At 59.2% G+C, this 24065-nt stretch carries 20 protein-coding genes and 1 pseudogene; 7 read left to right on the forward strand and 14 right to left on the reverse strand.

Annotation, left to right across the window (positions count from 1 at the left end; translation table 11 throughout):
* Window positions 1–118: 118 nt before the first annotated feature.
* Entirely contained in the window at window positions 119–1504 is a 1386-nt protein-coding gene (locus DWZ22_RS00330; protein WP_233546411.1) for a M18 family aminopeptidase, read from the reverse strand.
* Between the two features lie 161 nt (window positions 1505–1665).
* On the opposite strand from DWZ22_RS00330, the gene DWZ22_RS00335 reads away from it, so the two are divergent.
* The 4 genes from DWZ22_RS00335 to DWZ22_RS00350 all read left to right on the forward strand — a co-directional run bounded on the left by DWZ22_RS00335 (window position 1666) and on the right by DWZ22_RS00350 (window position 6068).
* A complete protein-coding gene (locus tag DWZ22_RS00335; protein ID WP_118405159.1) occupies window positions 1666–2751 on the forward strand; it encodes a carcinine hydrolase/isopenicillin-N N-acyltransferase family protein in 1086 nt (361 codons plus the stop codon).
* 140 nt (window positions 2752–2891) lie between these two features.
* Entirely contained in the window at window positions 2892–3971 is a 1080-nt protein-coding gene (locus tag DWZ22_RS00340; protein ID WP_117637633.1) for a 6-phosphofructokinase, read from the forward strand.
* Window positions 3972–4364: 393 nt separating this feature from the next.
* Window positions 4365–5303 (forward strand): helix-turn-helix domain-containing protein, encoded by a 939-nt coding sequence (locus DWZ22_RS00345; protein ID WP_117637632.1) that lies wholly within the window; start codon window positions 4365–4367, stop codon window positions 5301–5303.
* Window positions 5304–5747: 444 nt separating this feature from the next.
* Complete coding sequence (locus DWZ22_RS00350; protein ID WP_117635687.1) at window positions 5748–6068, forward strand: multidrug transporter; 321 nt, start codon at window positions 5748–5750, stop codon at window positions 6066–6068.
* Window positions 6069–6184: 116 nt separating this feature from the next.
* Here DWZ22_RS00350 and DWZ22_RS00355 read toward each other — a convergent pair whose 3' ends face one another.
* On the reverse strand, window positions 6185–8950 hold the full coding sequence (locus DWZ22_RS00355) for an FtsX-like permease family protein (RefSeq protein WP_233508859.1): 2766 nt from the start codon (window positions 8948–8950) through the stop codon (window positions 6185–6187).
* A gap of 5 nt (window positions 8951–8955) precedes the next feature.
* Window positions 8956–9657, reverse strand: coding sequence for an ABC transporter ATP-binding protein (locus DWZ22_RS00360; RefSeq protein WP_117774146.1), 702 nt, complete (start codon window positions 9655–9657; stop codon window positions 8956–8958).
* Between the two features lie 109 nt (window positions 9658–9766).
* Between DWZ22_RS00360 and DWZ22_RS10630 the strand changes: the two are divergent.
* Window positions 9767–9907: pseudogene (locus tag DWZ22_RS10630) on the forward strand (hypothetical protein); the annotation flags it as partial.
* Window positions 9908–10069: 162 nt separating this feature from the next.
* Here the strand turns inward: DWZ22_RS10630 and DWZ22_RS00370 are convergent.
* The 5 genes from DWZ22_RS00370 to DWZ22_RS00390 all read right to left on the reverse strand — a co-directional run bounded on the left by DWZ22_RS00370 (window position 10070) and on the right by DWZ22_RS00390 (window position 15399).
* Window positions 10070–10744 carry a TIGR00266 family protein gene (locus DWZ22_RS00370; RefSeq protein WP_117629922.1) on the reverse strand — a complete coding sequence of 225 codons (675 nt, stop codon included), beginning with the start codon at window positions 10742–10744 and terminating at the stop codon, window positions 10070–10072.
* 148 nt (window positions 10745–10892) lie between these two features.
* Complete coding sequence (locus DWZ22_RS00375) at window positions 10893–11393, reverse strand: cell wall metabolism sensor histidine kinase WalK (protein ID WP_117637629.1); 501 nt, start codon at window positions 11391–11393, stop codon at window positions 10893–10895.
* Between the two features lie 196 nt (window positions 11394–11589).
* A complete protein-coding gene (locus DWZ22_RS00380) occupies window positions 11590–12165 on the reverse strand; it encodes a methylated-DNA--[protein]-cysteine S-methyltransferase (RefSeq protein WP_233505710.1) in 576 nt (191 codons plus the stop codon).
* 646 nt (window positions 12166–12811) lie between these two features.
* Entirely contained in the window at window positions 12812–13837 is a 1026-nt protein-coding gene (locus DWZ22_RS00385; protein WP_089572346.1) for an aspartate-semialdehyde dehydrogenase, read from the reverse strand.
* 173 nt (window positions 13838–14010) lie between these two features.
* Complete coding sequence (locus DWZ22_RS00390) at window positions 14011–15399, reverse strand: aspartate kinase (protein ID WP_118405160.1); 1389 nt, start codon at window positions 15397–15399, stop codon at window positions 14011–14013.
* Between the two features lie 103 nt (window positions 15400–15502).
* On the opposite strand from DWZ22_RS00390, the gene thrC reads away from it, so the two are divergent.
* Window positions 15503–17020: a threonine synthase gene (gene thrC / locus DWZ22_RS00395; protein WP_118405161.1), complete on the forward strand. Its 1518-nt coding sequence runs from the start codon at window positions 15503–15505 to the stop codon at window positions 17018–17020.
* Window positions 17021–17221: 201 nt separating this feature from the next.
* The gene (thrB, locus tag DWZ22_RS00400; RefSeq protein WP_118405162.1) at window positions 17222–18103 is read left to right on the forward strand and encodes a homoserine kinase; all 882 of its coding nucleotides are present in this window, start codon (window positions 17222–17224) and stop codon (window positions 18101–18103) included.
* 287 nt (window positions 18104–18390) lie between these two features.
* On the opposite strand, the gene DWZ22_RS00405 is transcribed toward thrB, so the two are convergent.
* The 6 genes from DWZ22_RS00405 to DWZ22_RS00430 all read right to left on the reverse strand — a co-directional run bounded on the left by DWZ22_RS00405 (window position 18391) and on the right by DWZ22_RS00430 (window position 24047).
* Window positions 18391–19023, reverse strand: coding sequence for a helix-turn-helix transcriptional regulator (locus DWZ22_RS00405; RefSeq protein WP_118405221.1), 633 nt, complete (start codon window positions 19021–19023; stop codon window positions 18391–18393).
* 279 nt (window positions 19024–19302) lie between these two features.
* The gene (gene yihA, locus DWZ22_RS00410; RefSeq protein WP_055252447.1) at window positions 19303–19893 is read right to left on the reverse strand and encodes a ribosome biogenesis GTP-binding protein YihA/YsxC; all 591 of its coding nucleotides are present in this window, start codon (window positions 19891–19893) and stop codon (window positions 19303–19305) included.
* Between the two features lie 38 nt (window positions 19894–19931).
* Window positions 19932–20672, reverse strand: coding sequence for a 5'-methylthioadenosine/S-adenosylhomocysteine nucleosidase (gene mtnN, locus DWZ22_RS00415; protein WP_118405163.1), 741 nt, complete (start codon window positions 20670–20672; stop codon window positions 19932–19934).
* A gap of 78 nt (window positions 20673–20750) precedes the next feature.
* Window positions 20751–21869, reverse strand: coding sequence for a serine hydrolase (locus tag DWZ22_RS00420; protein WP_118405164.1), 1119 nt, complete (start codon window positions 21867–21869; stop codon window positions 20751–20753).
* A 316-nt stretch (window positions 21870–22185) separates the two neighbouring features.
* The gene (pflA, locus tag DWZ22_RS00425) at window positions 22186–23004 is read right to left on the reverse strand and encodes a pyruvate formate-lyase-activating protein (RefSeq protein ID WP_118405165.1); all 819 of its coding nucleotides are present in this window, start codon (window positions 23002–23004) and stop codon (window positions 22186–22188) included.
* 188 nt (window positions 23005–23192) lie between these two features.
* Window positions 23193–24047: a DegV family protein gene (locus tag DWZ22_RS00430; protein WP_117763453.1), complete on the reverse strand. Its 855-nt coding sequence runs from the start codon at window positions 24045–24047 to the stop codon at window positions 23193–23195.
* Window positions 24048–24065 lie beyond the last annotated feature (18 nt).

Genomic DNA, 24065 nt, shown 5'->3' on the forward strand with positions numbered 1-24065 from the left:
ACGGGCTCTCGCTGACTTTTTCTCTACCCGCAAAGCTTTAGGGACTCAGCGGCTTGTAATGCCGCTGGCATTCGCCCAGATAAAACCTGCCAAAATTAACATCCCTTTTTGGTAGGTTTTAGAGCTCTACACTTTCGGCGCCGTTGATGTTCAGGTCGCGCTCGTAGAAAGCGGTGAGGGCGCGGATGGCGCACATCACATCGCGCACGCCGCCGGTCTCGTAGCTCGAGTGCATGGCCAGCTGCGGCAGGCCCACGTCCACAGCGTGCATACTCGCCTGCATGTTCGACAGGTTGCCCAGGGTGGAGCCGCCGGCCATATCGCTCTTGTTGGCGAAGGCCTGCGTGGGTACGTCGGCGTCATCGCAAATAGCCTGGAACACCGCGCGGCTAAAGGCATCGGTGCAGTAGTGCTGGTTGGCGGCCTCCTTGATGACGATGCCGCCGTTGAGCACAACCTGATTGCGGGCGTCGCACTTCTCGGCGTGATTGGGGTGCACAGCATGCGCGTTGTCGCAGCTCACGAGCATCGAAGCGGCAAGCGCACGGTGGTACGACTCGTCGTCGAAGCCCAGCGATCCGTTAATGCGGCGCAGCGCGTCGGCCAAGAACGTCGACATGGCGCCTTGCTTGGTCTCGGAGCCAACCTCCTCGTTATCAAAGCAGCAGAAGACCGAAACGTCGTGCGCGTTCTCAGCACCCAAAAATGCCTGCAGCGAGGTGTAGGCGCAGGCCAGGTCGTCGAGTTTGGGCGTCGAGATAAACTCGTCGGCCCAGCCCCAAATGCGCGCATCCTGGCGGTTGACCAGGAACAAATCGCGGCCCAAAATCTGCTCGGGCTCAACATCCAGCTCGTCGGCGATCAGGGCGTCAAAGTCGCCCTGCTTAAGGTCGCCAGCGCTGATGAGAGGGCACAGGTCAACGGCTCGGTTGGGCGCAAAGCCCTCGTTAACGCCGCGGTTCATATGGATGGCAAGGCTCGGGATGATGGCGACTTCGCGCTCGGTAGCGAGCAAACGACTCTCAATACGGTCGCCCTCGCGTACCAACACGCGGCCCGCGAGTGCCAGCGGACGGTCGAACCAGGTGTAGTCGATCATGCCGCCGTAGGCCTCGGTGTTCAGGCGTAGCGTCTCGCCCGCGCCGTCGAGCTCGGGCACGGCCTTAACCTTAAACGTCGGCGAGTCGCTGTGCGACGCCGTCAGCTGAAAATGATAGTCACCGGCAACGCCGTCCTCGCCCCACGTAGCGGCCAGGTCCTCGCCCACTTTAAAGGCAACAACGCTCGAGGTATTGCGCTGCGTGTAATAACGCCCGCCCGGCTCGATGTCCCACGCCGCATTCTCGGGCAGGTAGGTAAAGCCCGCCTCGTCGAGCTCGGCCATAATGGTCGCCGCCGTATGGAACATGCTGGGGCATGCCTCGATAAAGTCGATAAGGTCGTTGGCGGCCTCGATATCGTCGGCCGTCACATGCGCGCGCTCGGGCGTTTCCTGATCAGTCATGCTCTCCCCTTTCACTGGGCTGATGGTCCCCTCCAGCATACCCCGCCGCGCCAGTGCCGTGCCTTTCATTCCATGTTTAATCCCGCGCCGCTCGCCAAGTTGAGCCATCATGCCCGCACTCCTTTTGCGACAATTACGCTAACAGGACGAAAGGAGCCGTCATGAAGCCACGTAACATTGCCATCGCCTGCGGTGTCGCAGGAGTCGCCGTCGGCCTTGCCGCTGCCACCGGCATCGTTTATCACAAACAAATCAAGTCTGCCGCGTCGCTCAAACGCTTGACCGGCTACGCGGATGGCTATGACCTGTACGCAATCGACATTGCCTACGACTACGATCTTGATCGCATCATCGCCACTGGCGTGCGCGACGACCAGGCCTACATCGATGCCGTGGTGGCACAGGTGCTGCCCGGTGTGCCGGCACATGTCCAGGCGCCCCAGTTTGCCTGCAGCGCTTTTGTCGCCGTAGATGCCGAAGGCCGCGTGCGCACCGGTCGCAATTACGACTTTAAGGACGACACCTCGGCGCTGCTGGTGCGTAATCACCCGTGCGACGGCTATGCCTCCATCGGGTTTGCCGCCCTTAACAACCTGGGCGATAACACTCCGCTTGACTCCGTCGGCGGACGCGCTGCGGCGTTGATGGGCCCGTTTGCCCAGCTCGACGGCGTCAACGAATGTGGCGTGTCCATTGCCGTGCTCACCCTGGATTCCAAACCCTGTGACCAGGACACGCAACGCCCCGTCATCAATACCTCGCTCGCCATCCGTCTGGTGCTCGACCGTGCCGCCACCACGCAAGAGGCCGTCGACCTGCTTTCTGCCTACGACATGCACGCCATGGCCGGACGCGACTATCACTTCTTTATCAACGACGCCGCCGGTGACGCGCGGGTGGTGGAGTGGGATCCGCGCGATCCCGACCGTGCATGCAAGGCGACGCCCGTACGCCAGGTCACGAACTTCTACGCCTGCTATGGCGACGAAGTGCTGCCCAACCAAAAGAATGGCGAGCTGGGCCATGGCAAGGAGCGCGCCATCGCCATCGCCGATGTCCTCGACGCCCATACCGGCGCCCAAGACGAGGCAGTCGCTTGGAAGGCCCTACGCGCTGCGGCGCAAGAGCCCAATCCGGAAGACATCACCAGCAACACGCAGTGGTCGGTCGTCTTCGACAACACCGAGCCCGCTGCCGCCATCACGCTGCGCCGCCACTGGGGCGACGTCGACGCCTTCGCGCTGTAAGGAGCTGGCACCGTCGTCCTTACGCTCGCCTGACGTTGCTTACATTTCTATACGCTTGAGCTAACACGTTTTACCCCCGCATCAACAGTGTGCGGGGGTAAACTTATGCGCATGTTATAACTTGCCCGGAAGGATTCATCATGCTCAGGATCGGTCTTCTTACCAGTGGCGGCGACTGCCAGGCGCTCAACGCCACCATGCGCGGCATTGTCAAAACGCTTATGACCAATAGCAAAGAGCCTATCGAAATCTATGGTTTTGAGGATGGCTACCAGGGCCTTATCTACAGCAGGTTCCGCGTCATGACGCCCGCCGATTTTAGCGGCATCCTCACCCGCGGCGGCACCATCCTGGGCACGAGCCGCACGCCGTTCAAGCGCCTGGACATTCCCGAGGCCGACGGCGTCGAGAAGGTGCCCGCAATGGTCCACACCTATCATAAACTGCAGCTCGACTGCCTGTTTATGCTGGGCGGCAACGGATCCACCAAGACCGCCAACCGCCTGCGCGAAGAAGGCCTCAACGTTATCGCCCTGCCCAAGACCATCGATAACGACACCTGGGGCACCGAGTTGACGTTTGGCTTTACGAGCGCCATCGACGTCGCCACCAAGTGCATCGACGACATCCACACCACTGCCTCGAGTCACGGCCGCGTGTTTGTCATCGAGATCATGGGCCACAAGGTCGGTTGGATTCCGCTGTATGCCGGCGTCGCGGGCGGCGCGGACGTCATCTTGATTCCCGAGATCCCCTACGACATGGACAACGTCATCAAGACCATCGAGCATCGCATGGAGACCGGCAGCCGCTTTACCATCGTAGCCGTCGCCGAGGGCGCTATCTCCAAGGAGGACGCAGCGCTGCCCAAGAAGGAGTACAAGAAAAAGCTCGCCGAGCGCACGAGTCCGTCGATCGTCTACGACATCGCCAAGGAGATCGAGGCCAAGACTGGTCGCGAGACCCGCGTCGCCATCCCCGGCCACACGCAGCGCGGCGGCCAACCCGACGCCCAGGACCGCATCTTTGCGACCCAGTGCGGCGTCGAGGCGGCACTGGGGTGCCTACGCGGCGAGTTTGGCTACATGATTGCCCTGCGTGACGGCAAGATGTGCCACATGCCGCTCGAGGAGGTCGCCGGCAAGCTCAAGTTTGTCGACCCCCAGAGCGACCTGGTGCGCGAGGCCAAGGCGCTGGGCATCAGCTTCGGCGACGAATAGCCTCGGCCGAAACTGCTCTCATCGGAGACCCCAGGGCTTACATCCCAAATCGTCCTCGGACATGTCAGGACCCCGCCGTGCGCTTCGCGCGGCGGGGTCCTTCCGTCCTGCGGAAAGATTTGGGATGTAAGCCCTGAGGCCTCCTGCGGTAACTAGGGAGGCCGAGGCTATTCGTCTTCTTGCTGCGGGTGCGTGGGCTGAGATTTTGGGATGTTGCAGGCTCTTAGCTGAGAGTAGCACTGACATTTGTCCTGAAATGGCTGGTCGTTAGGGGTTGCTACCGGTAGTTGCGGTAGGGTTGGGGCAGATTCTAACTAGAAATGGTGGTCGCTACCGGTTGTTCTCGGCATACTCGGCTCATTCGATTACGGTCACCACATGAAAGGAACTGTCATGGATCTTGCGATGGCACAGCGGCTCGTCGATCGCCGCAAGGCTGCTGGGCTTTCTCAGGAGGCGCTTGCCGCCCAGCTGGGTGTGAGTCGTCAGGCTGTCAGTAAATGGGAGCGCAGCGAATCCTCTCCCGATACCGATAACCTTATTGCGCTCGCCGCGCTGTATGGCGTGTCGCTGGATGAGCTGCTGTATGGGGAGGCGGTGGATAGCACTGACGACTCGCAGGCTGATGATGAGGCGCAGAACAGCAACGCCGGCACCAAAGCTTCAGATAAGGCTGAGGAGGCTGAGGCTTCTACTGAACACGCTGATTGCAGCGATAAGCCACTTGTCGATATTTCCCTCGCGCGCGGCATCCACGTTATTGACCCCAACAAAGGCGAAGAGGTTCATGTTGGCTGGAATGGCATCCATGTGGCTAACGAGCGCAAGGGTGAAGAGGTCCATGTGGGGCCAGGCGGATTGCATATCGATACGCTTGAGGACGATGGACATAGTGTGCATACCAATGACGACGGCACCGTCACCATCGACGGCGAGACGTTTTCCAGCTGGAAGGAAGCACACGACAAGCTCGACCATCACGGCAAGCATTTCCACACCAAGGTCGGACGTGCATGGAACAAATTCCCCTTCCCTGTGCTTGTCGCCCTCGCCTATCTGGTGCTCGGCATTGTCTACGGCACATGGGCTACGGGACTCTTCCTCGTCTTTCTGATTCCCGTCTATTACGCGCTTGGCGACTTTATCGACCAACGCCACTTATCTAAGCTGATCGAGGTCATCTACCCGGCAGCCGCCATCGCTTGGTTCCTCTACATGTGGCTCTGTTTGGGACAGCCCCATCCTGCATGGATCATCCTCATCACGATTCCCGTCATCAAAGCGCTCATGCGCTGGTGCCTCAAACAATGGAAGCACCGCCAACAGGCCTAACACGCTCCGACCCACCAGCACCCAACCACCCCCGCCCTTCTCCTAAGTTGCGGTGAGATAGGGACTGTTTTGAAGCTCCAAAGCGCCAAACAGTCCGTATATCACCGCAACCTACAAACAACTGGGTCAGTTCCGGCACGGAGATTAGCATTGAGCTGACCACGCGCCAAGAAAAGGGCCTATTTACTACGTTTAACTCGAGAGGGCCGACCATACCCGCCTTTTCCGAATATTTGCAAGCCCTCTACCTGCGGTTTTAATTTCATAATCTTTGTCATGGTCGAGGGTGTGGTAGCAAACGTAGTAGATAGGCCCGTTTTGCGGCATACGACCCATTCAAGCCCAATCTCGAAGGCTGGAGAAAGCCCTTCATCCACGCCTGTGAGCGAAAACCAAATAGAATGAAAGGCAAATGGAAAAGCCCGTTTAACGAGCGGAGGACATATGCGCGACGTAGCCGAAAGCGACTGGAAGCTGTTTAAGAAAATGCTTCCTCAATGGCAAGAACGTTATATGGAAAAGCTCATCGGCCAGTATGTTGAGATACTGAACGGCGACAGTGAAGCGTCCAGTAGATTTTGGGCACTAGAAGAGCGCCTCAATAGAGACAAGCTGTCCTCAGGCGTAATTGCAAACGACATTCGCCGCAGCACAATGCACCGCGAGATAGCCAATTTGCTTATCGACAGCGTGATCACCCTTGACGACCTTGACGGTTTTACCGAGGACATTAAGAGCTATGCGCAACACTGGATTGGCCAGTAAGAGCACTGAACGACAGACATCCCCAGCAAAACGGGGCAAACGCCGGGCCACCTAATGGTTGTCCGGCGTTTGCGCAGATAAAACCTGCCAAAATAAACCTGTCCCTTTTTGGCAGGTCACTCGGCGCTCTTGAGGGCGCCGACCATGTCGATCTTGTTGAGGGTACGATTGGTGGCTAGGTTGACGATAAACGTAAAGCCAAAGGAAAGCACCACGGCGAGCACGTAGCTTAGCGGCTCGACTTCGACGTCAAAGTACAGCGACGGCATCTGCAAAATGTACGTAAAACTCTCGGCCAGCAAGCCGCCCAGTGGCACGCCCAGCGCGGCGCCAATTGCCGTGAGGATCAACGTCTCCTTGTTGACGTAATGGTGCACCTCGCCACGGCGGAAGCCCAGCACCTTGATGGTCGCCAGCTCGCGTTCGCGCTCGGAGATATTCGTGTTGGACAGCGTAAACACCACCACAAACGACAGGCATGCCGCCATAAAAGTCACGAGCACCACGACCGAATTGATGATCGCAAAGTTCGCCTCGTAGTTCTGCCAATGTTCGGCCGTGCTCGAGATGGTGAGCCAACCGTCGCTCTTAAGCTTCTTGCTAAACGCAATCTGGTCGGCCGACGAGCCCTTAAGCAGCACAAAGACGCCGTTGAGGCGTGCGCTTCGACCGAACGCGCGCTCATAGGTGCCCTGCGTCATGTAAAGCGTGTTGCCAAGATAGTTAAGCGAAATGTCACTGACTTTGACCTTGGCAACATTGAGCGACGAATCCTGGACGTATGCCGTATCGCCCGGCTGAATCCCCAGCACCAGCTGTGAACTCTTACTCAGATACACGTCTCCGTCACGCAAAGACAGCGGCTCTTTGGACTCGTCCTCGAGGCGCACATAGTCGTCCAGGTCGTTCGTGCGGTCATCGGGCACCACGATCAGCTGCACGGTCTCGCTCTTGCCGCCAAACGTAAAGGTGACGTTGTCGGTCATAATCGGCAGCGTCGAAGTCACGGTCACGTTGGAATCATTGGCCGCGCTGCGCTCATCCAACGCCGCGCACGTCTGCGTAAAGTCATCGGGGTTGGCGACCGCCAGCAAGTCATAACGCGTGATATGCCCGTACTGTTTGGGCGAAAGCGCCACCGACGTATCGCGAATACCCATACCGCAGATCACAAGCGCGGTGCAACCCGCGATGCCAAAGATGGTCATAAAGGCACGCTTTTTGTAACGGAACAGGTTGCGCGCAGCCACCTTGTTCAAAAAGCCCATGCGGCGCCAGATAAAGCCGATGCGCTCAAGTAGGATGCGCGAGCCGGCGCGCGGGGCCTTGGGGCGCATGAGCGAGGCCGGGGTCTCGGCCATCTCGTGGCGGCAGGCGATAATTGTGGCGCCCACCACGCCCACGGCAAACAGCGCCACCGAGACGATCGAGGACACGATGTCGTACGAAAGCAGCATCTGGGGCAGCGAGTACATGTCGTCGAACACCGTAAACAGGAACAGCGGCAGGCCCACAAAGCCGATGATATTGCCGAGCACGCCGCCAATCAGGCACGCCCACAGCGCATAGTCCACGTATTTGGACAGGATGCGCTCGCGCGAGTAGCCGAGCGCCTTGTACAGGCCAATGAGCGTGCGCTCCTCCTCGACCATACGCGTGGCGGTGGTGAGGCTGATGAGCACGGCGACGATAAAGAAGATGAACGGGAACACCGTCGCAATAGCCTCAATTGACGAGCTATCGCTCTCCACGCTTGAGTAGCTTGCGATATTGTCGCGGTCCTGGATGTACCACGTGCATTCACCCAAATCGGAAAGCTCGGCGCGGGCATCGGCAAACTGCTGGTCGGCGGCGGCGCGGCGCTGATCCAGGTCGGCCTGAGCCTGGACGCGTTCCTCGCTGCCCTGGGCCATGCGATTGATGTTGTCCTGCTCAATCCCAAAGAGCATATTCGCCTGGCGCTCGGCCGCATCCAAGCTTGCCGGCGTGTCGACTGTCAGCTCCTGAGCGCGCGCCTTCTCACGCTCCTCGCGGATCTTCTCTATATTGCCCTTGACCTTGTTGATCTTTGCCGCGTAGGCATCCGAATAGGAGTTGAGGCTCTTGGCTCCTTCGACGACTACGTGGACTGCGGAATAGGACGACGACGTCGCGGCGTCCTCGCTCACATAGAACTTATAGTCCGCCGCCGAAGCAGCGCGAAAGGCGTTGACTGTCGAGTCGGAGCTCACATCAGTGGGATCGAGGACCTCGGCCGTAATGGTGTAATCGCCCGCGGCAAACTGATCCTTGGCGCTTTGGTTCGACGAGCTCGCGTCATTGGCGGCAAAACTCACCGTATCGCCGAGCTTTTTGCCCGAAGCCTTCAGGAACTTCGAAGTCACCGCGACTTCATCGGCGCTCTCGGGCAAATCGCCGTTCACGAGCACCGGCTGATCGATGTTCTCCTTGGAGAGACTTTGCACGACCACGCGCTCGCGCGTTGTGCCCACGGCGGTGTAGGCGGTCTCGGCGTAGATGCCCTCGGCCGTTTCGACGCCATCGACCTCTTGGATGGCGTCGAGATCATCGTCAGTCAGGCCATAGGTCGACTGCACGTTAATGTCATAGACATTTTGCTGGTCGAAGTAGGCGTCGACCGAATCGCACAGATCCTCGCAACCCGCCTTGAGGCCGCACATCACGCTCACGCCGAGCGCGGTGATGACCACGATAGATAGGAAGCGCTTAAGACTGCCGCGGATTGTGCGGTAGATGCCACGGCGAAATACCGTCGGCACCATATCGTTTGAGCTTTGGGCGGTACGGTAGGTCGCGAACTCCCGGTCGCGGCCCGCGTGCTCCGTATCGTGGTTTTGGCTGTTTTGGCGGTCCTGGTCCATGGGCGCTACCACTCGATTGTCTCGATAGACACGGGATTTTGCTGGACCGTCTCGCTCTCCACGCGGCCGCTCTTAAAGCGGATCAGGCGATCGGCCATGGGCGCCAGCGCGGAGTTATGGGTGATGATAATGACCGTGATGCCCTGCTTGCGGCAGGTGTCCTGCAGCAACTGCAAAATCTGCTTGCCGGTTTTGTAGTCGAGTGCACCCGTGGGCTCGTCGCACAAAAGCAGCTTGGGGTTCTTGGCCAGCGCGCGGGCAATGGACACGCGCTGCTGCTCGCCGCCCGATAGCTGCGCGGGGAAGTTGGCGAGGCGCTCGCCCAGGCCAACCTGGCAAAGCGTTTGCTCGGCATCGAGTGAATCGGGGCAGATTTGCGCCGCGAGCTCGACGTTTTCGAGCGCCGTCAGGTTGGGGACCAGATTGTAGAACTGGAAGACAAAGCCGACGTCGGCGCGGCGGTATTCCACGAGCTGCGCCTCGTTAGCGGAGCTCACATCGCGCCCGTCCACCGTCACGGTGCCGGAAGTCGCCGTATCCATGCCACCCAGAATGTTGAGCGCCGTGGTTTTACCGGCGCCCGAAGCGCCCAGGATAATGGCAAGCTCGCCACGCTCAACGGTAAAGCTCGCGCCGTCGAGCGCGTGAATGCGGGCATCGCCCTCGCCGTATGCTTTGATGACGTCTTTAAATTCGATATAGGCCATCGATCGGTTCCCATCTGGTCGGATAACTCTTTAGTATTACCCATTTCGCACCTATCAAAAAGAGACAGGTTTATTTTGGCAGGTTTTATATGGGGAAACGTACCTCTTTGGGGGCAGCGCGGGACGCGCAGGGGCGGCCGTGCAGATCGGCACAGCCGTCTCACGTGGAATCGACCGACGCCTGCCTTTCCGTGACACCGGCAACTCGTTTTTGCTTGTTGGCATGGCCGCCATTATGCCTTGGGACTGAGCACTCAAATTCTCACTCCTCATTGCCACGCTTGCCGCAAGCTATCAGGGTGACGAGATGACGACGCTCGCTGTAGCAGCGCAGCCACACTCTATAAGCGAGGCGTTTGCCAGCAAAAAAGCGCGCGACAGGGTAAGCCCGCCGCGCGCTATCCTATGCGGACTAGTTATTGTTGTTGGTCATCGAGGCCACTGCTGCCGCAAGATTGGAAATGGGCATCGTCTGCAACCAGATGCGACCGGGACCGGTGAGCACGGTGTTGAACACGCCCTCGCCACCAAACATGATGTTTTTGACGCCCTTGACCATTTGAGCGTCAATGCTCACGGTCTCCTCAAAGCCGGCCACGTTGCCGGTATCCACAATCATCTGCTGGCCAGCAGCGAGCTCGTACTCAACCAGGTCGCCGTCGATCTCGGCAAAAGCAACACCCGAGCCCGTGAGCTTCTGCATGATAAAGCCCTCGCCGCCAAAGACGCCGGCCTTTGCCTTCTTGTTAAAGTGAATGCTCAACTCGACGCCACTTTCCGCGGCAAGGAACGAACGCTTCTGCAAAATCCAGCTCTTGCCCGGACCGATCTCGATTGGCACGATGCGGCCGGGGAAGCAGGAGCCAAACGCGATCATGCCATCGCCACGCGCGGTCCAAATGTTTTGGAACAATGCCTCACCCGAAAAAGCCTTGGAGAACATCTTGCCGATGCCACCGCCCGAGGTAGACATTTCCATGTTGGGGGTCATCCAAGCCATGGCGCCGCTTTCGGTGATCATGGATTCGCCATCGCTAAGGTTGCACGTAACAACCGGGAAAGCCCCTCCGCCGATCTCGTACTGCATGACCGTCTCCTTTCCACTCAGGAGCCGAATAACGATGCCTATATTTTAGCAGGTAGAGATGCATATGTTCACACCGCCCATGCCCTCTCCTGCGGACGTTTCCCCAGATAAAACCTGCCAAAATAAACCTGTTCCTTTTTGGCAGGTTTTAAAGGCAAACGGTGAAGGTGATCTGGTTGCCGTGACCGGATACGGTGGCGGCGCCTCCATGGGCCTCGGCGATGGCACGCACCACGGACAGGCCCACGCCCGAGCCACCCGTCTTGGAGCTGCGCGACGCATCCGCACGATAGAAGCGATCGAACAATCGGTCCAGGTCGCCCTCGGGCAGCTCGTCCACGGCGTTCGATACGACAAGCTCGGCGGCGCCCTTGCCTTTGCCGTGCGAAACGGCGCACAGGCTCAGCTCAATCACGCTGCCCTCGCTCGCATAGCGCGTGGCGTTGTCCAGTAGCAACTCAACCACCTGCGCCACCGCCGCGGCATCGGCATGGGTCCGCACGCCGGTCGCAATCGACGTCGACAGGCGTTTACCGCCTGAGACCGCCACCGACTTAAACGGCGCCGCCGCCTTGTTCACCGCCTCCGAAAGATCGATCGACGCCATGGTAAAGCCCGCCGAGCCCTCGTCCATGCGTGCCAAGAACACCAAGCGCTCCGTGAGCGCCGATAATAGCGCACCCGCACTCGCCTTAGTGCTGCCTTAGCAGGTCGATGAGCATATTTAAAAAAGCAAGGTTATAGCTTAGTCGGACTTAAGGAACGGGCGGCTTCACATCTCGCCCTGCAAACAACGCCCGTACAGCGAGCGCGCTTGCCGCATGGGCGTTGCGGCCGCCTGCAGCTTATAGATAGGCACCCTCGAGGCGCAGCAGCCACTCCTTGCGATCCAGTCCACCGGCGTATCCGTTGAGCGATCCGTCGGCCGCGACCACGCGATGGCACGGCACGATAATCGAAATAGGGTTGCGAGCGACCGCAGCCCCCACCGCGCGAGGAGATACAACGGGCGCTTCATTTCCCGGTACACGATGTCGAGCGGCAACACGCTGGGCGATCTCGCCATACGTAGCGACCTCGCCACGCGGGATCGAAAGCAGCTCAAACCAAACCTCACGCTGAAACGCCGTGCCGATCATATGCAACGGCGGCGTAAACCGAGGTTCCTGCCCTGCAAAATAAGCATTCAGCCAAGCCCAGGAACGCTCAAGCACCGAAGAGGCCGCACCATTTGCCGGACTCACCGACGACATGCCACCAGTACCGGAAACCGCATCGACGCCTTCAACATGTTCGGAGTCTTCACGGAGAAGCGTGGAGCCAAAGTGCTCCTGCCCCTCAAACCAAAGCCCCGTCAGACCGCGGCCATCAGCGGCAAGCAGGATTTCGCCCAAAGGCGAAGCAAACGTCGTCGTGACCACCAGCGGCTCCTTTCAAAACTCCGCAACATAATACCGCGAACTGTGCAGACAACCCCCGCAGATACGTCCGGGCGGGCTCGCAATTACTTCAGCGAGGCTGTTTTTCCCAATCAAGCGAAGAAGACGCGGGGCTTCGACGCCAGGGCGGTACCCCCGCCAGCTGAGCTCTAATACTTTTCCCGAGAAGTGAACGAGTAAAAACGAAGTCCCGGAGCATCCACACCTTTAGACCGCAAAACCGCAGGATTCGCGCTGCAAAACCGCAGGACATAGCAATCAAAAAATGCCAATGCTTCGGGGGTCCAAATAAGGTCGTTCACTTCACGGGAAAAGTATTAGACCTCAATTCGCACCAAGCCCAAAGTCACCCCAGGCAGCAGGCGCGAAGCGCCGAGGCCGCCGCCGGGACCAGGGCCCGCAACAACCACGTGCCCCCACATCAGCCCAGCGGCCCCAACCAACAACGACCCCATCGCAGGCCACTCGCAGCAGCGTCACCGCAGGCGGGGGCCGGGCTTAGTTTTCAGAACACTCCGCAGACCAGTGTGGCGCCTTGTCCGCGGCTCCGAAGGAGCAGGACAAGGCGCCACACATGGTCGAGGACGTTCTGAAAACTAAGCCCGGCCCCCGCCGGACAGGTCCACCGCTACTCGCAGAGCAGCTTAGCGATCTGGACGGCGTTGGTTGCCGCGCCCTTACGGATTTGGTCGCCGCAGCACCAGAAGGTGATGCCACGCGCGGCCTCGGGGTTCGAGATGTCGCGACGCACACGACCGACCCAGATCAGGTCCTGGTCGGACGTATCCATCGGCATGGGGAAGCGATCATGCGCATCCTCGGCGCTCATGTCGTCAACCAGCTTCACGCCCGGAGCGGCAGCCAGCGCAGCACGGGCCTCCTCAACCGTAATGTCGCGCTCAAACTCGAGCGTAATGCTCTCGGAGTGCGAACGCAGCACGGGCACGCGCACGCAGGTGCAGTTCACGCGCAGCTCGGGCAGATGCATGATCTTGCGGCCCTCGTTTTGCAGCTTCATCTCCTCGGAGGTAAAGCCTTCCTCCTTGACACCGCCGATCTGCGGAATCAGGTTGCTCGCCAGCTGGGCGGCAAACGCGCGCGGCTCGGGAATCTCCTCGCCACGGCCCAGGGCGGCAAGCTGAGCCTCGAGCTCGGCCATACCGGGAGCGCCAGCGCCCGAAGCTGCCTGATACGTGGACACGATCATACGCTTCACGCCAGCAAGCTGGTGCAGCGGCCACGTGGGAACCAGGCCGATGATGGTCGCGCAGTTGGGATTGGCGATAAGGCCGTGATGCCACTTGATGTCGTCAGCATTGATCTCGGGCACGACCAGCGGCACCTCGGGATCCATGCGGAAGGCGTGGCTGTTGTCGACCACGACGGCGCCGCGCTTGACGGCCTCGGGCAGTAGCTCCTTCGCAATATCGTCGCCGGCGGCGCCGAGCACGATGTCGCAGCCCTCAAAGGCCTCGGGGCAAGCCTCCTCAATCACAACCTGCTCGCCGCGGAACTCGACGGTCTTGCCCGCAGAGCGCGCGCTCGCTAGCAGCTTGAGCTTGCCGACCGGAAACTCCTGCTCGTTGAGGCACTCGAGCATCTGGGTGCCCACGGCTCCCGTCGCGCCCAAAATAGCAACCGTGTACTGTTTCATGCTTCCCCCTTTAAAGGCTGTGGCTTTTGCCCGCACGCCGAGCAGGCCGATTATTGTTGCCAGTGTATACAAGAACAGGGCGGGCACGAAACCCGCCCCGTCGAAACGAAACCGAAACGAAACGCCCCGCCGTAGTTTTTGAGGCAAGTCCCAAAAATCTACTGGGATAGCAGCTACTTGTGGAGCGCGGCCGGGGCGGGATCGGCCGGCGCGGGAGCCTCCAGGTCGGAGACCTTCACAATGCCGTTTTCATCGGAGAAGGCACGGTAAATGGTCTGGATCGCCAGATCGAAGTCCTTCTCCTCCACGCCGATGATGATGTTGATCTCGTCGCAGCTCTGCGAAATCATACGCACGCTCACGCCCGCCTGGCCAAGCATGCCAAACAGGTGGCCAGAGATGCCGGCGCGACCGCGCAGGTTGCGGCCAACGGTAGCGATAAGCGCCAGGCCCTCGACAACCTCGATCTCGAGCGGCTCGACCTCCTGCTGAATGTCGCCCACGAGCGAGTACAGCGAATCGTGCACGTCCTGCTCCTGCACCACGGCGCCAAAGCGGTCGACACCGGTGGGCATGTGCTCGACGGAGACGTCATAGCGCTCGAAGACCGAAAGCGCGCGGCGCATAAAGCCGACACGGGGCTTGGTGCGGTCGCGGGCCACGTTGATGGCGACAAAGCCGCGCTTGCCGGTCACGCCGGTAATGATGGGCTCCGCCTCGCCCTCGTCGGCCGTCTCGCTAATGATGGTGCCGGGGTCCTGCGGCGCGTTGGTGTTCTTGATGACTAGCGGAATACCGGCCTCGCGCACGGGGAACACGGCCTCCTCGTGCAGGACGCTTGCACCCATGTACGAAAGCTCGCGCAGCTCCTCGTAGGTAACGCGCGCAATGGGCTGAGCCTCGGGTACGATGCGCGGGTCGGCAGAGTAGAAGCCCGAGACGTCGGTCCAGTTCTCGTAAAGGTCGGCGCCCAGGCACTTGGCCAGAATCGAGCCGGAAATATCGCCGCCACCACGGTCGAGCAGCTTGATCTGGCCCTCACGCGTCGCGCCGTAGAAACCGGGCATGACAAAGCCACCCTGCTGACCGTACTCCTGCACCAGCTCGGAGGTGCGGTTCATGCTGAGCGTACCGTCGTGATGGAACGCAACGACCGTCGCGGCGTCCAGGAACGGCAGGCCCAGGTACTCGGCCATCAGGCGAGCGGTGAAGTACTCGCCACGGCTCACGAGCTCCTCGGTGGAGTAGCCACCCGAGCGGGCACGCTCGGCAAAGGCCGCGAACTCCTCGCGGATGGGATAGGTGAGCTCCAGCTCGTCAGCGATATCAAAATAGCGCTGCCCAATGTCCTCGAGCAGCTCCTCGCACGACACGTGGTACTTAACGTGCGCGTTAACCAGGTAGAGCAGGTCGGTCACCTTGGTGTCGCCCTTAAAGCGGCGACCGCAGGCAGAAACCACCACAAAACGGCGGGCCGGGTCGGCATCGACGATGGCCTTGATCTTCTTAAAGTGTTCGGCGTCGGCGACCGACGAGCCGCCAAACTTGGCAATTTTTATCATGGCGTGGAGGTTACCTTTCTAAAAGCCTCTGCAAACCTGTTTTGCGCGCTCTGATACCATGGGTTCACCGATTGGGACCAAGGCATCCGAGGAGCAGTGTTATATGGGAACTTATCATAGTACACGAGGACGCACTTTATCGTGCTCAAGTAAGGTGGCAATCCGTACCGGCATCGCTCCCGACGGGGGTTTGTTTGTCTCGGACGAGCTCGGCACCCAGCAGGTCGATATCAGCTCGCTTGCAGATAAATCGTACTTTGAAATCGCTCAAGATGTGTTGGGAATGTTACTGAATGATTACACGGCCGAAGAAATTTCGGCGTGTGTCGACGAGGCTTACCGCAGCACGTTTGCGAGCGAAGAGGTCACGCCGCTCGTCAAACTCGACGCCGCACCGGGCGCCGATGCCCCTCAGACCTATGTGATGGAACTCTTTGGCGGCCCCACAAGCGCCTTTAAGGACGTCGCCCTGCAGATGCTCCCCCGCCTCATGGCCCGCACCTCCGCCAAGGACGGCGGCGCCGAGCGCATCATGATCGTCACCGCCACGTCGGGCGACACCGGCAAGGCCGCACTCGCCGGCTTTGCCGACGCTCCGGGCACGGGTATTACCGTCTTTTATCCCGAAGGCAAAGTCAGCCGCGTGCAGAATCTGCAGATGTCCACGCAGGAGGGCGATAACGTCGCCGTCTGCGGCATCCGCGGCAACTTCGACGATGCCCAGAGTGCCGTCAAGCGCATCTTTGCCGATAAGGAGCTTGCCGAGCGCCTGGAAGCCGCCGGCACGGTGCTTTCGAGTGCCAACTCCATCAACGTCGGCCGCCTGGTGCCGCAGGTTGTCTACTACTTTGCCGCCTATGCGCAGCTGCTGCGCGCCGGCGCCATCGAGGCAGGCGACGCCGTTGAGTTCTGCGTACCGACCGGCAACTTTGGCGATATCCTGGCCGGCTACTATGCCAAGCGCATGGGTCTGCCCGTCGCCAAGCTCATCGTCGCAAGCGACAAGAACAACGTGCTTGCCGACTTCCTGACCACCGGCGTCTACGACCGCAACCGTCCGTTCTTCACGACCATCTCGCCGTCGATGGACATCCTCATCAGCTCCAACCTGGAGCGCATGCTGTACTTCCTGTCCGACGGCGACTGCGAGCTCGTTGCCGGCCTTATGGAGCAGCTTGCCCAGACTGGTCGCTACGAAGTTCCCGCCGAGCTGCTGGCCAAGATCCAGAGTGTGTTTGGCTGCGGCTGGGCCAGCGAGGACGAGGTCCGCGCCGCCATCAAGAGCTGCTGGGATGCGAACGGCTACGTGATCGACCCGCACACCGCTTGCGGCTATCACGTCTTTGAAAAGGTCGCTCCCGCCGAGGGCGCCAAGGCCCGCGTGCTGCTTTCGACCGCCAGCCCCTACAAGTTCCCGCGCGCCTGCTGCGATGCCCTGGGCCTCGACGTGCCCGAGGACGATTTTGAGGCTATGCGTGTGCTCGAGCAGGCCACCAACACGGTCGCCCCGACTCAGCTCGCCGAACTCGAATCCAAACCCGTCCGCTTCGAAGACGTCTGCGACGTCGACGAGATGACCAGCTACGTCGAGTCTGCAGCAAAACGAATGAGCACCAACTAGATCCCTTATTAAGCGCCGGCGAAAGCCGGCGCACCTTCTTTTTATTTAGCTTTCGGGATGATGACGAGCATGCGAGCGGGTCTGGCCGTTTAGTTCGTCGCGAGTTCCGCACGAGCCGGAAAGCACTTAACGTGCTTTCCGAGCGAGCCAGGACTGCCCGAGCAGCGAACTAAACGACCAGACCCGCCCAGGAGGACCTACATGATCAAAATCACCGTCCCAGCAACCAGCGCCAACCTAGGCATTGGCTACGACACCCTCGGCATGGCCGTCAGCCTCTACTCGCACTTCACCTTCGAGCGCGCTGACAAACTCACCATCACTGGATGCCCCGAAGAGTTCCAAAACGAGAACAACCTGGTTTACGTGAGCTTTGTCGATGCTCTGGCCGCCTGGGGCGAGCAGGCCTTCCCCGTTGCCATCGACATCCAGACCGATGTACCCGTCGCTCGCGGCCTGGGTTCCAGCTCCACCTGCGTCGTCGCTGGCATCATGGCGGCCGCCGCGCTGACGGGCCACACCGTCGACCGTGCCGAGCTCGTCCGCATTGCCACCGAGGTCGAGGGCCATCCCGATAACGTCGCCCCTGCCATCCTGGGCGGTGCCGTTTGCTCCTTTACGCCGACTGATTCGCTCCCCCAGTGCCTGCGCTACGAGGTGAGCGATCGCTTGCGTTTTATTACCGTGATTCCGCCCTACGAGGTGCATACGAGCGAGGCGCGCAAGGTCGTGCCGCAGGAGATTCCGCTCCCCACCGTCGTATGGCAAATGGGCCGCATCGCCGGCATGACGCGCGGCCTGGAGACCGGCGACCTGGATCTGATTGCCGCCGCCAATGACGACCGCATCCAAGAGCCGTATCGCCGTCGCCTGATTCCCGACTACAACGCCGTGCGCGACACCTGTCTTAACGGCGGCGCCAAGACCATCTGGATCAGCGGTTCGGGCTCGACCCTTATGGCTGTGACCGACGACACCATCGTGGCAAAGTTCCTGCAGGTCAAGCTGCGCGAGCAGTTCCCCAAGTGTGAGACGCATATTCTGACGTGCGACACGGAAGGCGCCCAGATCGAATACCTGTAGTCGCCGTCCCGTATACTCGCCGGGGAGGCCAGGGGGCTTTGCCCCCCAAATCGTCCTCGGACATGGCAGGACCCCCGCTGCGCACTTCGTGCGGCGGGGGTCCTGCCGTCCTGCGGAAAGATTTGGGGGCAAAGCCCCCTGGCCTCCCCTATGTTAACTTCGCCGGCGGCGGCTACAGGGACCTACGCTCTGGAAAGTCGCCGGGCTGATAGTTTGGCTTTTTATTGGTAGGGGCTCTTGCTAGGCTGGAGCACTTCCTAGAGGCGGGCATCGGCTGTGTGCTTGGTTTACGCTGCGCTGGTTTCTTTGTATTCGAAGACTGGTTCTAGGAGGTCTTCGATGTTGCAGTGGAGGGCTTTTGCTATGGCTCTTACGCTTGTTACCGAAGCTTCATTGATGTTTCTCTGGCGCTGCTCGTACATTTGGATTGAGCGGAGTGATACGCCCGATTCGTATGCTAGGTCTTGTTGGGTTTTCTTAAGTCTCTTTCTTGCTAACGCAAGTTTGGTTTGCCTGGACGCTTTTTTCGCCATATCGCAGACGAGGCGAGCCACGCGTTCCTCCGAGGCTTCGTGCCAGGGGTAGTACAGACTGCGCAGCGCATCAAATGGAACGACATGCAGCAGATCTTCGAAAGACTCTCCTAGGCGCCACTGAAGGTATGCCAATATCCAGCCTGTCCAGTATTCCGGCGTCTTCTCAAATCGATAGGTGCGGTCCGGCATTGACCTGGCTTCATAGCCCGACCTTTCGGCGATAAGTGCGAACAGCTCAACGCCCGATTTTCCCGATACGACCCATGCGTTGCCACGCTCAAACTCGCGGGCAACCCCGCTCAGGCAAAAGAGTTCAGCAACTTCCGATCCTTCTGCCCCATAATCGTTAACGGCATAGTCAAAGCAGTCGCCTAGGTTGTTCATTGCATCCTCAAGGTAGTAGACGGGGTATGTCCTACTCGGCCCACAATCCGTTAACTCTTGGATCATTTAAATCAACCTTCTCCGCCATTAAATCCTTAATGTAGACACCCTCAAGGTCGAACCCATTTACGGTGTCCAAGTACTTACGCCGTGCGTTCTGCTCTCGCTCGAAACGCTTGGGGTAATACTCGGAACCAATTGACATCATCCCAGTGATAGTTTACCAATAACTATCACTGGGGTGATATAGATGAGAGCTTTTGAGGGGCTGCAGCCCGATTAGAGGCAGGCCTCGGCGATGCGACGTTTGAGTTCGTCGATGCCGGTGCCGGTTTGGGAGCTTGTAATGATTACGTTTTCGGCCGGGACGTTGAGCTGCTTTTTGATGGCTGCTGCCTGGCGGGCCTGCTGGGTGCGGCTGAGCTTGTCAGCCTTGGTGAGGCAGACGATAAAGTTGAACTCGTTGCCCTGCAGGTAGTCGATCATGTCGTGATCGAGCTTGCTGGGGTCGTGCCGGATATCCACCAGAGAGACGACCAAGTTAAAGCTGCGCTCGGAGTCAAAGAAATCGCCGATAAGCTCGGCCCAACGGTCGCGCTCGGCCTTGGAACGACGGGCGAAACCGTAGCCCGGGAGGTCTACAAAGTGCACGTCGTCGGCCTCGAAGAAGTTGATGTTGCTCGTCTTGCCCGGCGTACTGGAAACCTTGACCAGGTTCTTGCGGCCAAAGAGCTTGTTCATAATCGACGACTTGCCCACGTTGGAGCGGCCGACGAAGCTTACCTCGGGGCAGGTGGACTCGGGAATCTGCGAAACCTTGCCGTAGCTGGCGACGAACTTGGCAAGCTGGTAGTTAATGGAATCGGCCATGGACACTCCTTGGTCGTAGGTTCTTACAAATAGACGCGCTATTGCGCAGCGGCAATGCGGCGGACGATATCGAGCGTGATGTCACTTGCGACACGCGCGTACTCGAACAGATCGAACTCGCGCTCGCAAATTGCATCGTACGCCTCGTCACAATTATCGCTGATAGCGCGCAACACCAGGCAATCGACACCATTTTTGGTTGCGACATGGGCAATTGCCGCGCCCTCCATGCCGACACAATCGGCATGCGTCGCCTCGATAGCGTCGTTGCGCATGGCGGCGCCCGTCACAAAGCGGTTACCCGTGGCAATCGTGCCAACCAGGAACTGCTTGGTACCCTCGTTCGAAGCGACTGCATTTGTCGAAGCATCAACAAACCCACGCTCAGCAAGCACGTCGACGGCAATATCGACCAGCGCTGGCGTCGAGCCAAACTCCTCGAGCCCCGGTGCGGACTCGGCGATAAGCGCGGTATCGGTATCCAGATAGCGCAGGCGTTTGCCAATGACCACGTCGTCGATATGGAGCTTGGGGTTCAAACCACCCGCAATGCCCGAAAACACAACAGCCTGCGGAGCATACTTGCTAATGAGGTGCTGTGTTGCAGCGGCGGCGTTCACCGTGCCCATGCCCGCCGTTGTGGCGACAACTGTCAGGCCGTCGAGCTCGCCGCTCACAACGGTCAAGCCTGCCTCCCGTGCCTCGCAAACGTCGCTCAGCTCTTCCTTTATCTGCATGATCTCTTTTTCGAGCGCACCGATAATCGCGATGGTAGCCATACCATTCCCCAAACCTATACGAAATTCTCAACCACGGTATAGTACCAGCATTTTGTTTGACCTCGCCAAACGAACACGCTAAGCCAGTGCAGCTCGCGTATCAAACAGAGCCTTTGCAATCGCGGCCGTAACCTCACTCGAGCGGTCGCTCCACGGCATCGATGCCATGACGCTCATGACATAGGTACGGCCATCGATGCCGATAAGGCCCGCATCGCATGTCGAATAGTAACCATCCTCGCTAATCCAGCCTGCCTTGTTGCGCACCAAAACCTGCTCGTCCGCAATGCCATCGCGAATAAACGAGCGCGATGTTGATGCCAGAAGGCCCGACAACCACTGTGAAGTCTCGGTATCCATGCTCAGATACTCGCTCATCTCGCGCCATAACCTCGCAGAAGTGCGCGGGCAGTAGGTCGGAAAATCACTCATCGGATCCAGTGCCGTATCGTAATCGATGCCAAGACCGACAATCCAATCCTCGTAACCGACACGGTCAAACGCCGCACGTAACGCAATAAACGAATCGTTGTCTGAATAAACGACCGCAGCCTCGATCAAGTCGCGTACCGTCTGCCAACCCATGTTGTAGCCACCATAGGTGCCAAGGGAGTCATCGAGTGAAACCTGGCCCGTCTCGACCAGAGATTCGCAAATGTACAACGCATAGAGTGCCTTGTAGCTACTCGCACCGTACACCTCGACATCAGCGTTATACGTCACGCCCTTACCGCTCGACAGGTCGTAAAACACCACGCCCACATCGCCCAGCTCCTGCGCCTGGTCAAGCGCATTCTGGAGTGCGGCGAGGTTCTCATCCTCCAGGGCGAGGATCTGGTCATCAACCAGTGAGAAGGTCTGCACGGTATCGCCTGAGGGAATATCGTTAAAGTCCGCCTTCGAAAGCCCCGTCTTGAGGTTCGCTGTCGACAGGGTTTGACTTGCGGTGACTTTAGATTCAGAGACCTTTTTGTTTTGCGTCTGTACCGTTGACGCATCTGAGTGTGCCATCCGCTCCGACGCGTAGGTTTTGGCGGTAATTCCGAGGATAATAACCGCCGACGTTAGCATCCCAATGGCGGCAATCTTCCTCACGCGGATGCGAGTGTCGGCAAGGCCACGCGAAGACGTGTCCTTCGTCTTATATCTGCTGCCATGCTGCGGCACATACTCGTCCCGCGATGCGATGTTTCGCACGTGGTCTCCTGACTGCTACCGTTTATATACGAGCAGCATGATACCGAGCAGGCATTTCTTTCCAAAGATATTCAGTGGCGTTTAAGGTGTCTTTAAAGAAACCACAAGCGTTTCTATGCATTTTTGCCAATTCTGTTGCACATCTCTACCCAAAACGCAGTTGCGGTGAAATAGTTCCTGTTTGGACGGCATAAGCCGAAAAACAAGAACTATTCCACCGCAACTTGACGGGGCTCTTTGGCAATCAACTTGGTGCCCAGGGGTACTCATTTAAGTCTGTCCCCAATGAGTGCCTTTGGGGAGCGAAAATGGCTCGCTAGCCGATGGCGTTTTTGAGTTCGGCGCGGCGCTTTTTCATGCCCGTCATGACGGCGTTGCGCAGCTCGGGCATGCGCGCGGTATCCATCTGGGGCACGCCCTCAAGCTTATAGGGAATGCCCAGTTGCTCGTACTTGGCGACACCCATGGTGTGATACGGCAGCATTTCCAGGCCCACCACGTTGTGCCATGGAGCGATCAGACGACCGAGCGCCTCGCACTCCTCCACCGTGTCGGTAATGCCGGGCACCACCACGTGGCGGATAACGACCTTGATCTTGCGACGTGCAAGCTCATCGCCAAACGCCAAGATGCGTGCGGGATCGCAACCGGTCAGCTTTTTATGCTCAGCCGGATCGGCATGCTTGATGTCGAGCAGCACCATGTCGGTCTCGTTGAGAACGGCATCGAACTTCTCGGGGTGGTTGGGATCGAACGCATAGCCGCAGCTGTCCAAGCAGGTATGCACGCGGCCATCGGGGTTGTTGTGCATTGCACGGAACAGGTCGGCCAAAAACTCAGGCTGTAGGAGCGGCTCGCCGCCGGACACCGTAATTCCGCCGCTGCGATAGAACTCGTGGTTACTCTGGAACTCATCCATGAGGCGCTCGACGGTCACCATCGTGCCGCCGTTGACCGACCAGGTATCGGGATTGTGGCAATACGCGCAGCGCATGGGACAGCCTTGGACAAACACCACAAAGCGGATGCCGGGTCCGTCGACCGTTCCCATCGTCTCGATTGAATGCACGCGGCCAAGGGCAAACGCAGAGTCCTCGGGACGAGCGTCCACACCCTCAAGCGTCATTTCTGCCATTCGCGCTACCTTGCCTCTCCTTGGGTGCAACCAATTAAAATGCCAGAGCCATTCTAGCCCATACGCATGATGGTGAAATGGTTTAGCGGTCAATTGGATTGTTCTATTTGACCCCACGCAAGAGCGGCGGGAGGGTTATCGCAACCCGCCCGCCGCCGTGGCAATAGAAATCGATAGACGCCAGGCCTTTACGCCTTGAGTGTGAGCACCGCGCCGAAGGCGGTCGGGCCGCAATGGCTCGAGATGACGCCGCCGACCTGAGTCCAGGTAACGTCCTTAAAGCCCAGGCCGTGCGCATAGACTTCCATGTCGTCGCGCAATTCCTCGGAAAGGCCTACCGAATACGCCAGGCCAATATGCGAGTAGTCGATCTCGCCCTTCTCTACCATGTGATCAATAAAGGCACGGGCGCACTTGAGCATAGAGCCGCGGAACTTCTTGGTCGCCACGAACTTACCACCCGTCACCTCAATGCAGGGCTTAATCTTGAGCAGATGGGCGCCCAGGAACGCGACGTTGGACAAGCGACCGCCCGCCTTAAGGAAGGCAAGGTCCGTAGGAACAAAGCCCAGCAGCACGCGGTCCATGACGGAGTTCGTAAATGCAAAGATTTCGTCGACGGTGACATCGGGGTGAGCCTCGATGTATTTGGCGGTCTCGACGACAACGAGCGACTGGCCCACCGAGACAAAGCGCGTGTCCATGGAGAACACGTAGTCGCGCCCCTGAGCCGCAATCTTAGAGGACTGATGCGAACAGGTCGTGGCCTCGGAATATGCAAGATGCAAAATAGTCGCGTCGGGTTGCTCGGCATGGATGCGGTCGTACGCATACGCAAAATCCGCTGGCGAACAGCCACTGGTCTTGGGCATCACACCAAACTCGTTGCAGCGCGAATAAATCTCGAGCGGATCGATCGAGCCGTCCTCGACGGTCTCGTCACCAATCGTGACATGCATGGGCACGCGCACGATGCCGTAGCGCTCGCAGAGCTCTGGCGTCACATCCGACCCAGACTCAACCACGATTACATACTTGCCCATTCTTATCACGACCCATCT

This window comes from Collinsella sp. AF31-11, assembly GCF_003475605.1.
In the GTDB taxonomy this organism is placed as follows: domain Bacteria; phylum Actinomycetota; class Coriobacteriia; order Coriobacteriales; family Coriobacteriaceae; genus Collinsella.